The organism is Clostridium sp. 'White wine YQ' (assembly GCF_028728205.1).
Taxonomy (GTDB): domain Bacteria; phylum Bacillota; class Clostridia; order Clostridiales; family Clostridiaceae; genus Clostridium_T.
In genome coordinates, this window is record NZ_JAQYUU010000009.1 from 12,238 (window position 1) to 26,850 (window position 14,613).

A 14,613-nucleotide genomic window follows, 5' to 3' on the forward strand; every position below is an offset into this window, starting at 1 on the left:
GTACATGATAAAATATTTATGGTGATTGAAAATGAATAGTAAATATTTTACATTGTATAATAAAATTGTTGAAGAAATTGAAAATGGGACTTTGGATCATGGTTCAAAACTACCCTCAGAAAGTGAATATATGGATAAATTTAATATATCTAGGGATACGGTAAGAAAGGCTCTAAACATGTTAGAGCAGAATGGATATATTAATAAGGTAAAGGGTAAAGGATCTTTTGTGCTAGATATTAATAGACACAATTTTTCAGTGTCTGGATTGATTAGTTTTAAGGAAATGTCTGAAAAAATGGGTGAAAAAACTAGAACATATGTAAAAGAACTTGAACTTATAGATGGAGATGATTTCCTTAGAAAGAAACTTAACACTGAGGATAAGATTTGGAAAGTCTTTAGAGTAAGAGAAATAGGTAATAAAAGAATAATATTAGATAAAGATTATTTAAATAGTGCCTATGTAGATGAATTAACTAAGGAAATATGTGAAGACTCCATATATAATTATTTAGAAAATGAATTAGGTCTTAAAATTGGATTTGCTAAAAAAGAGATAACAGTTCAGCCATGCTCAGATGAAGATAGAAAGTATCTTAATGTAAAAGGATTTGATATGATGGTTGTAGTAGATACTGTAGTGTATTTACAAGATGGAACATTATTTCAATATACGCAATCAAGACATAGACCAGATAAGTTTAAGTTTGTAGATTTTGCTAGAAGAAACTATTAAATAAATATTATTTATATTTATGAGAATATTAGGGTGTATCGAAATTATTTTGATACGCCCTGTTTTTTATATATAATTAGAATATAATGTAGAGGAATTATTTAAAAGGAGAGACGCTTATGGGCATTAAGTTTATATATGGAAGAGCTGGAGTTGGTAAGAGCTATTTTTGTCTTCAATCTATTAAAAAGAGAATTGATGAAAAAAAAGAAGGAAAATTTATATTAATAGTACCAGAGCAATTTACTTTTAGAACTGAAAGTAATCTTCTTAAGTTTGCCACAGAAAAAGCTTTGTTACAAACTGAAGTGTTGAGCTTCAAGAGAATGGCCCATAGAGTATTTTCAGAGTGTGGCGGAGCTTCAATCATTAAGATAAATGAGTCTGGAAGAAGTATGATAATATATAAGGTTCTCCAGGAATTAGATAAAGAATTAAAGATATTCAATAAAGTCTCAAAACAAAATGGATTTATTGAGGTAATATCAACACTAATAACTGAATTTAAGAAATATAATGTAACTCCAGAAATACTAGAGGATTTATCAAAGTCCTTAGAGGAAAAGGATACAGAACTAAAATACAAACTTGAGGATTTAAAACTGATATATTCAAAGTTTGATACTTATCTGCATGAGAATTACATTGATAGTGATGATGAGCTTACAATGCTTTCAGAGAAGTTATCTGGGTGCACTATATATGATAAAACAGAGATTTGGATAGATGAGTTTACAACATTTACTCCTCAACAATATGAAGTAATAAAGATATTAGCTAAGAAAGCCAAGAATGTTTACATAACTTTAGTTGGAGAGCAATGGAATAACTTAGATGATATTGATAATACTGATTTATTTAACGTAACAAAGAATACTGAAAAGAGAATTCTTAGATTAATGGAGGAGAATAGAATTCCTTTTGATGGAGTAATTGACTTAAATAATGGAGTTCCGTATAGATTAAGAAATTCGGAAGAGTTAGCTCATTTAGAGAGATACTTTTATTCATATCCTTTTAAGGCATACTCAAAAGAAAATAAAGATTTAACAATATATAAAGCAGCTAATAGTTATGAAGAGGTTGAAGAAATTGCTAAAAATATTAAAGAATTAGTTAGAGATAAAGGATATAGATATAAGGATATTTCTTTAGTGTGTAGGAATATTGAGGACTATGAGAAAATAACTGCTGTTATATTTAATGAATATGAAATTCCATATTATATTGATAAGAAAAAAGATATATTAAATAATCCATTTGTTATTTTAATTACATCATTATTTGAACTACAAAATAAAAATTGGAATTATGAGAGTATGTTTAAATATCTAAAAACAGGATTAACAGGCATAGATAAAAGCTACATTGATATAATAGAAAACTATGTATTAGCTAATGGAATTAAGAAGGCTAATTGGCTTTCAGAAGATGAATGGGAGTACTATCCATTAAGCTTTGGAGAAACCACTGAGGAAGATCTCAAAATGAAGGTATTAATTAATGAGATAAGAGATGAGATAAGAACGCCTTTAATTAATTTCTATAAAAAAACTAATGGGAAAAGGACAGTTAGAGAATTTTGCGAAGGAGTTTATGATTTTCTAATAGAAATTAAAGCAATAGATACAGTGAAAAGCTGGATAGATAAGTTTTCAGAAAGAGGACTTAAGGAAAGGGAAAAAGAATATTCACAAATTGTTTCAATAGTAATGGAGGTTTTAGATCAAGCGGTTCAAGTTATGTCCCAGGAAAAGATGGATCTAAAGAAGTTCTCTATAATCATTAATGGAGGATTTGAAAAATATGAGCTAGGATTAATACCATTATCATTAGATGAAGTTACAATAGGGGATATTGCAAGGGTTAGAAGTAAGGAAGTTAAGATATTATTTTTAGTTGGAGTAAATGATGGAGTTATACCTGCTGCTATAAAAGATGAGGGAATATTATCTGATAAAGATAGAGATACCATGAAAAATAGAGGTATTCCACTAGCTTCTGACACAAAAGCTAAAGCATTCGAAGAGCAATTATTAGTGTATACTGCATTATCATTTGCTAGTGAAAAGTTAATAATTAGTTATCCTATGGCTGATTTTGAAGGAAAATCCCTTAGAGCATCCATAATAATACCTAGACTTAAAAAGATTTTTCCAAAGCTTATTGAAGAAAGTGATATTAGTAGAAATCAAGAAAAATATAATAAAGTTATATCTCCAACACCAACCTTCAATAATATGATAGAGGCTTTAAGAAGAAATTACGATGATGAAGAAGTAGAGGAATATTGGGGTGAGGTTTATAATTGGTATAAAAATCATGAAGAATGGCATCAAAAAGCCCAAAACGTTGAGAGAGCTTTATCGTATACCAATATGGAAGATAACATAGATGAAGACAAGGTTAGAAAACTATATTCCACTAGAAATGGAAGAATGATGTTTTCTGTTTCAAGGCTAGAGAAATATGCCCAATGTCCTTTTTCTTACTATGTTCAATATGGCCTAAAGGCAAAGGATAGAAAAATATATGAATTTTCAGCTCCAGATTTAGGATCATTTATGCATGAAATTTTAGATGGTTTTACCAATTACGTTAAAAATGAAAAGCTTAATTGGAGCGAATTGAATAAGGAAAGATGCAAACAAATAGTTTCTATTTTAGTTGATAAGAAATTAGAAGAAAATCAAGGGTTTATATTAAATAGTTCAAAAAGATATAAGTATTTTACAGATAGATTTAAGAGAATTTTATCAAAATCAGTTTCAGCAGTTTCAGAGCACATGAAAAGAAGTACCTTTGAAATATATAAAAATGAGTTTGAATTCTCAAGCTTTAAGGATGCAGAGCCAATAAAAATAAAGGTGAATGATGGAGAAGAGGTTTTCTTAGTAGGTAGAGTAGATAGGGTTGATGTGGCTGAAATAGATGGAGAAAGTTATATAAGAGTCATAGACTATAAGTCTGGAAGTAAAAAATTTGATTTAACTAAACTTTATCATGGGCTGCAAATTCAGCTTTTAGTATACTTAGATGCATTGATTAAAAACTCTAAATACTTTTTAAATAAAAACACTTTGCCTGGAGCTATTTTATACTTTAGAATAGATGATCCACTAATTTCAGTTGATAAAAGAATAACTGAAGAAGAAATAGAGAAGAAAGTATTATCTTCATTTAAGATGGATGGGTTAGTTTTAAAGGATCCTAAGATAATTAAAGCTATGGATGATGATCCAGGACTATACTCAGTAGTTATTCCAGCAGGAATAAAGAAGGATGGAGAGGTATCATCAAGTAGTTCAGTAGCGACAGAAGAGCAATTTGAGGTTTTAAGAAATTATGTTAACCATAAAATTAAAGAGTTATGTTCAGAAATGCTTAAAGGAAATATAAAGATAAATCCAGCAAAGGAAAGTACATTTACTTATTGCGAGTTTTGTGACTATTCATCAGTATGTCAGTTCGATCCTAACCTTAAAGATAACAAGTATAAGTTAATTAAGCTTAAAAAGAAGGATGAGGTTTGGGAAGATATGAATAAGGTGATTAATTCAGAAGAGAAAGGAGGGGAATAGAAATGGCAACAAAGTGGACCAGTGAGCAACTTATGGCTATTGATACTAGAGGATGTAATTTATTAGTTGCAGCAGCAGCAGGTTCAGGGAAGACTGCTGTACTAGTTGAAAGAATAATAAAGATTATTACCGATAAAGAAAATCCAGTGGATATAGATAGACTACTAGTTGTTACTTTTACATCTGCAGCAGCAGGAGAAATGAGAGAAAGAATAGCAGATGCTATTTCAAAGGAATTAGAAAAAGATCCTAATTCTAAGATATTACAGAAGCAGCTTACATTGCTAAGTAGAGCTAATATAACTACAATGCATTCTTTCTGTTTAGATGTAATAAGAAATAATTTTCATGAAATAGATTTAGATCCATCCTTTAGAATTAGTGATGAAACAGAAGGAACATTAATGAAGCTTGAGGCTATTACTGAAATATTTGAAGAGCTTTATGAGGCAGAAAACAAGGAATTTTTAAACTTACTAGATGCTTATGGTGGAGGAAAAGATGATAAAAGACTTCAGGATTTAGCACTAAATCTATATGAATTTTCTATGAGTGGACCATGGCCTGAAAAGTGGCTAAATGAAAAGGCAGAAGAATTTAACATAACTAGCGAAGAGGAACTAGAAAATTCTAGCTGGATAAGAGTATTAAAGGAATCAATTAGTACAGAATTACAAGGAGTAATTAGGAATTTAGAAACAGCTTTAGATTTAGCAGAAAATTCTTCAGGTTTAGAGCCTTATGGAGAAAACCTTAGGGAAGATATATCACTTATAAGGGATATAAGTGAAAAGTTATATTCTGCGAGTTTAGAAGAATTATATAGAGCAATTAGTTCCGTAGAATTTTCTAAACTTAAGAGAGTGTTAGCAAAAAATGTTGAGGAGCCAAAAGTTCAAGAGAGAATAAAGAAGGTAAGAGATGAGGCTAAAAAGTCCATGGGGGCTATTTCTCAAGAAATATTTAACGCCCCTCCAAAGGATATAATTAGTGACTTAAGAATTACTTATCCGTTAATGAAATCTTTGACTAAACTAGTTATTAAATTTAAAAATACTTATGAGGAAAAGAAAAGAGAAAGAGGAATATTAGACTTTAATGATTTAGAGCATCTTTGTTTAAAAATACTCATAAATGAAGAAACAGAATCAGTAGTACCATCACAAGTAGCACTAGGCTTTAGAGAAAAGTTTGACGAAGTATTAGTTGATGAATATCAAGATTCTAATAATGTTCAAGAAACTATAGTATCACTAGTATCAAGGAAAGAACTTGAAAATCCAAACTTATTTATGGTTGGAGATGTTAAGCAGAGTATTTATAGATTTAGGCAGGCGAAACCAGAATTATTCTTACAGAAGTATAACAGCTATTCTACTGAAGAAGGAAGTAAAAACAGAAAAATAATGCTTTATAAAAATTTCAGAAGTAGGGAAGAAGTAATAAGTGGAGTAAATTTTGTATTTAAGGAACTCATGTCTGAAACACTAGGGGAATTAGAATATACTGAAGAAGAAGCTCTAAATCTAGGGGCATCCTATCCAGAAGCAGATATAGAAGAGGCTATAATTGGTGGTGCTCTTGAACTTCATATAGGAGAAAAATCTCCAGAAGAGGCTCAAGAGGTTGAAGAAGAAAATGAAGCTACAGAGGAAGAGGATGAAGATTTAACAGGTGTACAATTAGAAGCAAGAATAGTGGGGAAAAGAATAAAGGAACTTATGACAGCTAAAGATGATAAAGCTTTCATGGTTATGGATAAGACTACGGGAACTTATAGAAAAGTTAGGTTTAAGGATATAGTAATTCTCTTAAGAGCAACTAAAAATTGGTCAACTGTGTTTTCGGAAGAATTAGGGGCTTTAGGAATACCTGTATATTCTGATACAGGTACAGGGTATTTTGAAACTATAGAAATAAGAACTATATTATCACTATTACAAATTATAGATAATCCACTTCAAGATGTACCTATGCTTGCATCCTTAAGAAGTCCTATTTTCTCATTTAATGCAAATGAATTAGGAGAACTAAGAATACTTGGAGAAAATAAATATTTTTATGAAACTATTCAAGATATAGTGGAAGATAGAATAACTGTATCTGAAGAATTCAAGGAAAAGTGTAATTATTTTATCACAAGCTTAAGTAAGTGGAGAAAAAGGGCTGCATATACGCCTATAGATGAATTCATATGGTATCTTTATATGGACACATCTTATTATGGATTTGTAGGGGCTATGCCAAATGGAGCTCAAAGGCAGGCTAACTTGAAGATTTTATTCCAAAGGGCAAAGCAATTTGAAACTACAAGTTTTAAGGGGTTATTTAATTTTATAAACTTTATTCATAAGCTAAGAAAGTCTTCAGGAGATATGGGAAGTGCAAAGATACTTGGTGAAAATGAAGATGTAGTTAGAATAATGAGTATTCATAAAAGTAAGGGTTTAGAGTTCCCAGTTGTATTTTTAAGTGGTATAGGAAAGAAATTTAATCTGATGGATTTAAATAAAGAGGTTATGTTCCACGATGAATTAGGATTAGGACCACAAGTTATAGATTTAGAAAATAGGATAACATATCCGTCCATAGCTAAGAATGCTATTAAGAGAAAAATTCTTTTAGAAACCTTATCAGAAGAAATGAGGATACTTTATGTTGCATTAACTAGAGCAAAGGAAAAGTTGATTTTAACAGGATCAGTAAGTAATTTTGAAAAAGCAGCGGAAAAATGGAATTCTTCAGCATCAATGGGTGATGAAAAGATACCAGCAGCTGAATTAATAAAGAAGAGAAGCTTTTTAGATTGGATTGGGATAGCTCTTTGCAGACATAAGGATGGAGAGATGATAAGAGGTTCTAACGAAGTTTATAAAATAATTGATGGTGATAAATCTAAATGGAACATTAAATTGTGGATAAAATCTCAGCTTGTTGGGGATGAAATTTCAACTGATGTGGATAAAACAGAAGAAAAAGAATTATTTGTAGATAAGGAAATAAATAAAGTAGATGAAGAGATTGAAAGAAGATTAGGATTTAAGTATGAATTTATAGAATCTTCAATGCTGCCATCGAACATATCCGTGTCAGAACTAAAGAAAAGAGCTTATAGTGAAATAATTGAAGAAGTTTCTCAAGATTTATTTAAAACTGACTTTATAGCTAAACCTAAGTTCTTACAAGAAGAAAGAGGATTATCTGCAGCAGAGAGAGGGACCGTTATTCATTTTTTCATGCAAAAACTTGATTTATTAAAAGGTAATACTTTTGGTGAAATAAAAGAACAGTTAGAGGAGCTTGTATCAAGAGAGTTATTAAGAGAAGATGAGGCAAAGGTAATAAATATAAATAAGATAAAAAACTTTATAAATAGTAATTTAGGAAAAAGAATGCTCGAGTCAGCGAGTCAAGGGAAAAAGGTCGTTAGAGAACTTCCTTTTTATACGGAAATAAGTGCATTAGAATTTAATAAAGAGCTTGGAGAAGAATATAAGGATGAAAATATAAGACTTCAGGGAGTTATAGATGCTTATTTTGAAGAAGAGGATGGTATAGTCTTATTAGACTATAAAACAGACTATGTAGAGGAAGAAACCATCGATAAGATAGTAGATAGATATAGACTTCAATTAGATTACTATACTCGAGCTTTGGAGAAAATTACTGGTAAAAAGGTAAAAGAAAGATATTTATATTTATTTGGTATAGATAGAGAGATTAGGGTATAAAGATAAAGGCTGAGGCACTAAATAATTAGTGCTTCAGCTCTTTTTTATATCTTAACAATTATAGAACCTAAGTAAAATCCTAATACACCTAGAATAAGAGAACCAAAAATATAAATAAAAGCATTTAACTTTTCCTTGTCTTTAAATAAGTTAAAACCTTCATACATAAAGGTTGAAAAAGTTGTATATGCTCCTAAGAAGCCATCAGCTAAAAGAAGCAAAATGTTATTGCTTACTCCTATAGAACTAACTATCCCTAATAAAATAGCACCTGTAACATTTATAATAAATGTTCCTAAAGGAAAAGATTTATTAGATTTTTCGCTTATGTATTTTCCAAGAACATATCTTACGATACTCCCAGTTCCTCCGCCTAGTGCAACTAAAATATATGACATCTATTAAACCTCCTCATCTATTGAAGCTTCAGCATCTATTTCATTTAAAGTATTATTCTTAAGTATTAGCTTAGAAATAACCTTTCTAGTAAAAAGGACTCCTAAGTAAGCTGATATTAGTCCAAGAATAACTGAAGAAAATAAATAGAATATAGAAGAATAATAGTGTCCTTGGCGTATTAGATTAACAGATTCCTTACATATAGTAGAGAATGTTGTAAAAGCTCCAAGGAAACCGGTGGCTATCCCTAGTCTTATATTTACATTAAAGTCGTAAACTTCTATTGAAGTTGTTAAAACTAATGCTAAAATAAAACTTCCACAAATATTTATAGCTAGTGTATTTAGAGGAATAACTCCAGAATAGAAGCTTGTAATATCAATATTTTTTATTAAATATCTTAAAATAGCTCCGAGCATTCCACCTATAAATATAAAAACGTATTTTTTCATAAGTTATTGTCAGTCCTTTTTTTATAATATTCAGTAGCAAGTGATATTAATGTGTCTTTATCATTGAGATTTGGATCTTCAAGAACCCTATCCATTAAGTAGTCTAAAATAACGCCAACTTCTTTACTAGGTTTTAAGTTTAGAGAATCCATGATTACTTTACCATTTACCTTTAATGAATTTTTACTTAAAGGTTCAGAAGATTCTAGTATTTCTTTAGTTCTCTTTTCCATATAGTCTAAGTCAGACAAAACCTTAAATGGGGGAGCTGATGATAAAATATCGGCCCGCTGTAATTCAAATAAATCAAAAACTAAGTCTATGGAAACCCTATTAATTAACCTTTTTAGTGCAGCATCTGTAGGATTGAACAAAATATTCATATGTTCCTTAACTAAGATAGATGCTTTATTAATAGTATCATTATCAAATGTTAGCCTTTTTAAAATACTTACGCACATTTCAGCTCCAATATTTTGATGATTGTAAAAGTGTCCGTGACCATCTTCTCCAATAAAGAAGCAAGGAGGTTTAGCTATATCATGAAATAAGGCTGCTACCCTTAAGTGAACTTTATTAGGAACCATATCAACAACAGAGAGTGTATGTTCAAACACATCCTTATTATGATATGGAGTTTTTTGATCAAAATCAACAGTAGCTTGAAGTTCAGGTAGTATATGCTTAAGTATACCAGTAGAATTTAATAACCTTAAACCACTAGTAGGATATGATGAAGTTAAAATCTTAAGGAATTCTTCTCTTATTCTCTCTGAGCTTATATTAAGAATGAGTTCAGAATTTTTTTCAATTGCTTCTAGAGTATCTTTTTCAATACTAAAACCTAGTTGGCAAGAAAAACGAATAGCTCTTAGCATTCTTAAGGCATCTTCTTGAAATCTTTTATTTGCATCTCCAACAGCTCGTATAAGCTTTGAATTTAAATCATCTATGCCATTAAAATAATCCATTAAACCATCTGTTTCATTATATGCAAAAGCATTTATAGTGAAATCTCTTCGAGCTAAATCTTCTTTGAGAGAGGAAACAAATTTTACTTCTTCTGGTCTTCTATTGTCTTTATATTCCCCATCAATTCTATAGGTAGTAACTTCAAAAGGAATAGAATTCTTCATTACTGTTACAGTTCCATGCTTTAGACCAGTAGGGATTGTTTTATCAAAGATTCTTATAACATCCTCCGGAAGAGCATTTGTTGTTATATCGAAATCCTTTGGAGCTAAGGATAATAAGGAATTTCTAACTGATCCACCAACTAAAAAGCCCTCAAAGCCATTATCCTTTAATTTATCTATAATATACTTAACTTCATTGGGGTAAGAAATAAACATAAATATCACCTCAAATATTCTAAAATAAATATTTAAACTTATTCTACTATAAATAAAAGGGATGTATCAAATTAATTTAATACATCCCTCTAAAGGTTAATTAATTATAACTTTAGTTCCTTTATTTATAGTATCATATAGCCATTTTGCATCCTCTATAGATAAACGAACACAACCATGTGATAATGGAGATCCTAATGAAGGGTCAATAACTGTCTTTTTATCTTCCTCGAAAGGAACTGAATGAAATAAATAGTCGCCCTGGAACTGAATCCAGTATTTAGCTCCTTGCTTATATTTCTCAGAATAGAACCAATCACCTTTTTCTTGAACTTGAAAAACTCCTTTTGGAGTATCTGAATCATCTTTACCTGTTGAACAAGAAAGAGTCTTTGATAGTTTCCAATTATTTTTTATTCCTTTAAAAACATAGGTCTTTTGATCTGCGATATTAACATAAAGCAGATAAGAGGTTAAGCTAGTAAGATTTAGTGTATTAATATTGCTAAGGCTTACTGCTAATGGAGTTGTTGATGCAGCCTTTGAAGAATCAGATTTATTTTTACTTGCTAAGTAATCAGCTTTTTGTTTTTCATAGGATGCAATAGTATCAGAGATTTCCTTATCATCATTATAATAATCCTTTAAATCAGATTTTATTAGATTTATAGCATCAGTATAATATTTATTGCTCGCTAAGTCATTCGCCTTATCTAGAGTAGCCTTTTTAAGCTTATCAAAGTAAGTTTTTTTATAGTCTAAAGCTAATTTATAATTTGAATCGTACTCAGAAACTTTTGAAAAACTGGTGATTGAAGTTTTGTAATCTTCACTTTTAATAGCATTTAAGCCCGCCTGAAAGTTTTTATTTGACTCCTTAATGGAAGGTAATGTTGCTTTGAAATCTTCTATCTCCTTTGAAAAAAGTCCATAATAATCAATTTTTGATATTAAATAAAGTGTTTCACTTTCTGAAATTTCAGCATTTTTATATGATTTAATAGTGTTATTTAGAGAATCACTTAAAAAATTTTTTAAATCTCCTGTAAACATTAAAAGCTTAACAGGATTATATGTCTGACTAGATATAGCTATTCTACTAGCTTCAGCATAATCTCCATCATTAAACTTTGATTTGAAATTTTGAATTAAGTAAGTGTAATTTACTACTGAAAAAATAACTAAGGAGGTAGATATGGATAATACTAAAACGTAGGATAATATAAAAACTTTGTTTTTATTTATAAGAGATTTAATAGAGAATTTTTTATTCATATAAAGCCCTCCTAATTGGAAAAATTTATTAAGATTATTGACCAAAAACTTAAAGAATAAACAAAAGAAAGATATTATAAATTTTTTTAATGGTTAGAATAATAACTAAAGTAGTACATATTCCATAGGAGGTGAAATTTAGCCAAATATATAATTTGGTATTAAGTTATGGAGAAAATTAATTTTTTTAAAAAGATTTACATAAGCATTATTAAGCCAAAGGATTACTATATTTTAATTAGAGAAACAGTAATTAAGGCTATCATATATATGATGATACTAACATTAATAACAGGAGTTATAAGCTTTATAGTACCAGCCATGGGATATTATAAATTCATATCGCTAATGGAAGGTGAAATAAATAATGGATTTCCTGAATTCACTCTTAAGGATGGAATCTTAGATGTAAAAGAAAGAGAGCCCATAGTAATATCAAAGAAAAATAAGCCTACTATTATAATTGACACGTCAGGAAATACTTCAGAAAACGTGCTTAATAAGTATGATAAATGTATACTTATTTTAAAGGACAGGGCTATTTCAAAGAGAAATAGATATAAAATAGATAGAGCCACATATGATTTCCTAGATGGAATAAGTTTAGATAAGAGAAAAGCTCAACAACTTATTCCTAGGTTAAAATACGTAGTGTACTTAATAGTATTTTTAACACCTTTATTAATTGTTATATTAAATTTATTTTTGGCACTTATGGTATCATTAATTGGAACATTAATTAATGCAGTACTTAGGTGGCCGCTAGAATATAAAACCATTTATAAAATATCAATTTACTCTATAACACTGCCCATTATTATAGCGGCTATTCTTAGAGTAACAGGATTATCGATAAGTTATAGATATTATTTTTATATATTAATTGGAGGAGTATATGTAATAATTTCAATGACTAGAGGGCTAAAGAAAATAGTTGAAAATACATAATTCTATAGGTATTTGCATGTAAATAATGTATAATAATAATACATGGAAAATTAAGGGGGAATTATATAGTGGAAAAATTAAACATTTTTCAAAAGTTTATATATAGTATCACCAATATAAAAAGTTATATAGTATTTTTAAGAGAAAAGACTGCTAAGGGAGTATTATATATATTATTATTAAGCGTAATTTTTGGGGGAATTAAAGGTTATGATGTATCAAGGGATGTAAAAATCTATTTTGATAATGCAAGAACATATTTAGAAGAAAATAAAGATAATTTTAAACTTGAAAATGGAAAATTAACTATAGGAACAAGACCTATTCTAAAAGAAGAACAGAATACACTATTATTTATAGATACAAGTTATGATTATGATCAATATGATCAAAATAAACTTGCTCAATTAAACTTAGAGAAGTATATGACATCTACCCTTATATTTAGAGATAGAGTTGTAGTAAATAACAATGGAAAACAAACAGTTCAAAAATTTTCAGAACTTGGTTTTAACCTAGATGTTAATATGATAATAAATATATTATCAGCAACTACACTTGTAATGATAATTTTAACTATATTTACAATAATTCAAGTGTTTATTGGAAATATATTATGGGCAGTAGTACTAGCTTTAGCAGGACTCAGCGCAGCTTATTGGCTTAAAGTTAAGATTAGATTTAAAGGCTTATATAGAATTTCATTGTATACATTAACTACATCTATAATTTTAGATACCATCTTATTTTTAACCAGAGTAGTTATACCATTTTTTGATATTATATATATAGCTATAGCTTTCGTATATTTAATTTTAGCTTTGAAGCATATAAAAGAAGAAGTTTCAGAAGAAGAATTATTTATTATTGGATAAAGAAAAAGGAGAAATTAAATGAAAAGAGTACAAGATAGATTTTTAGAATACGTTAAAATAAACACAACAGCTGATGAAAGTACAGGAACAACTCCAAGTTTTAAGGGAGAATTTGATTTAGCAAATGTTTTAGAGAAAGAATTGAAGGTATTAGGCTTAAAGGATGTTGAAGTATGTGAACATGGATATGTGTATGCAACACTTCCATCTAATACTGATAAAGAAATACCAGTTATAGGTTTTATATCACATATGGATACTTCTCCAGATATGACAGGAGAAAATGTAAATCCACAAGTAGTTAAATATAATGGTGGAGATATAATACTAAATAAAGAAAAAAATATAGTGTTATCACCAAAGGAATTTCCTGAACTTGAAGACTATAAAGGAAAAGAACTTATAACTACTGATGGAACAACTCTTTTAGGTGCAGATGATAAGGCAGGTATCTCAGAAATCATGGCTGCAATGGAGTATTTAGTAGAACATCCAGAAATTAAGCATGGAGAAATAAGAGTAGCCTTTACTCCAGATGAAGAAATTGGAGAAGGAACTAAATTCTTTAATGTTGATAAATTTGGAGCTAAATATGCCTATACAATAGATGGCGGAACCCTAGGAGAATTAGAATACGAAAACTTTAATGCTGCTAGTGGTAAGGTTATAGTTAAGGGAAGAAATGTTCATCCTGGGTATGCATATAACAAGATGATAAATTCTATGAAAATAGCATTAGAGTTTGATGCACTATTACCTCAAATGGAAGTGCCTGAAAAGACTAAGGGATATGAAGGATTCTTTCATTTAACAGATATTAAAGGAGAAGTGGAAGAAACTACTTTAAGCTATATAATAAGAGATTTTTCTTTTGAAGGATATAAAAATAGAATGAATTTAATGAAAGAAAAAGCTCAAGAATTAAATGAAAAATATAAAATGCAGTTAGTTGAAGTTGAAATAAAAGAAAGTTATAGAAATATGAAGGAAAAAATAGAGCCAGTAATGTTTGTGGTTGAAAATGCTAAACTAGCTATGGAAATGTCAGATGTAGTTCCTAACATAAGACCAATAAGAGGGGGAACAGATGGAGCAAGACTTTCATTTATGGGAGTGCCAACACCAAATATATTTACTGGAGGAGAGAATTTCCATGGAAAATATGAATATATTCCAATAGAGTCTATGGAAAAGGCAGTAGAAGTAATTTTAAATATAGTTAAGGTTTATACAAAATAAAAAAATTATCGGATAATACTTA

Annotated in this window: 10 protein-coding genes; 6 read left to right on the forward strand and 4 right to left on the reverse strand. The window is 29.3% G+C overall.

The window, feature by feature from the left end; genetic code table 11:
* The first annotated feature begins 31 nt into the window (after positions 1–31).
* From treR to addA, 3 genes are all read left to right on the forward strand, one after another.
* Positions 32–739, forward strand: coding sequence for a trehalose operon repressor (gene treR / locus PTZ02_RS17375; protein ID WP_274229020.1), 708 nt, complete (start codon positions 32–34; stop codon positions 737–739).
* A 119-nt stretch (positions 740–858) separates the two neighbouring features.
* Entirely contained in the window at positions 859–4,320 is a 3,462-nt protein-coding gene (gene addB, locus PTZ02_RS17380) for a helicase-exonuclease AddAB subunit AddB (protein ID WP_274229021.1), read from the forward strand.
* Positions 4,321–4,322: 2 nt separating this feature from the next.
* Positions 4,323–8,051, forward strand: a complete 3,729-nt coding sequence (addA, locus tag PTZ02_RS17385; protein WP_274229022.1) for a helicase-exonuclease AddAB subunit AddA — start codon at positions 4,323–4,325, stop codon at positions 8,049–8,051.
* Positions 8,052–8,095: 44 nt separating this feature from the next.
* Here addA and crcB (PTZ02_RS17390) read toward each other — a convergent pair whose 3' ends face one another.
* From crcB (PTZ02_RS17390) to PTZ02_RS17405, 4 genes are all read right to left on the reverse strand, one after another.
* On the reverse strand, positions 8,096–8,449 hold the full coding sequence (gene crcB / locus PTZ02_RS17390) for a fluoride efflux transporter CrcB (RefSeq protein ID WP_274229023.1): 354 nt from the start codon (positions 8,447–8,449) through the stop codon (positions 8,096–8,098).
* Positions 8,450–8,452: 3 nt separating this feature from the next.
* On the reverse strand, positions 8,453–8,902 hold the full coding sequence (crcB, locus tag PTZ02_RS17395) for a fluoride efflux transporter CrcB (protein ID WP_274229024.1): 450 nt from the start codon (positions 8,900–8,902) through the stop codon (positions 8,453–8,455).
* Positions 8,899–10,254, reverse strand: a complete 1,356-nt coding sequence (locus tag PTZ02_RS17400; RefSeq protein ID WP_274229025.1) for a CCA tRNA nucleotidyltransferase — start codon at positions 10,252–10,254, stop codon at positions 8,899–8,901. Before PTZ02_RS17400 ends, crcB (PTZ02_RS17395) begins: the two co-directional genes overlap by 4 nt.
* Before the next feature lie 96 nt (positions 10,255–10,350).
* Positions 10,351–11,529: a L,D-transpeptidase gene (locus tag PTZ02_RS17405; RefSeq protein ID WP_274229026.1), complete on the reverse strand. Its 1,179-nt coding sequence runs from the start codon at positions 11,527–11,529 to the stop codon at positions 10,351–10,353.
* Positions 11,530–11,697: 168 nt separating this feature from the next.
* Between PTZ02_RS17405 and PTZ02_RS17410 the strand changes: the two genes are divergently transcribed.
* The 3 genes from PTZ02_RS17410 to pepT all read left to right on the forward strand — a co-directional run bounded on the left by PTZ02_RS17410 (position 11,698) and on the right by pepT (position 14,591).
* Positions 11,698–12,477, forward strand: coding sequence for a DUF1189 domain-containing protein (locus PTZ02_RS17410; RefSeq protein WP_274229027.1), 780 nt, complete (start codon positions 11,698–11,700; stop codon positions 12,475–12,477).
* Positions 12,478–12,545: 68 nt separating this feature from the next.
* A complete protein-coding gene (locus tag PTZ02_RS17415; RefSeq protein WP_274229028.1) occupies positions 12,546–13,352 on the forward strand; it encodes a DUF1189 domain-containing protein in 807 nt (268 codons plus the stop codon).
* Positions 13,353–13,370: 18 nt separating this feature from the next.
* Positions 13,371–14,591 (forward strand): peptidase T, encoded by a 1,221-nt coding sequence (gene pepT / locus PTZ02_RS17420; protein WP_274229029.1) that lies wholly within the window; start codon positions 13,371–13,373, stop codon positions 14,589–14,591.
* Positions 14,592–14,613 lie beyond the last annotated feature (22 nt).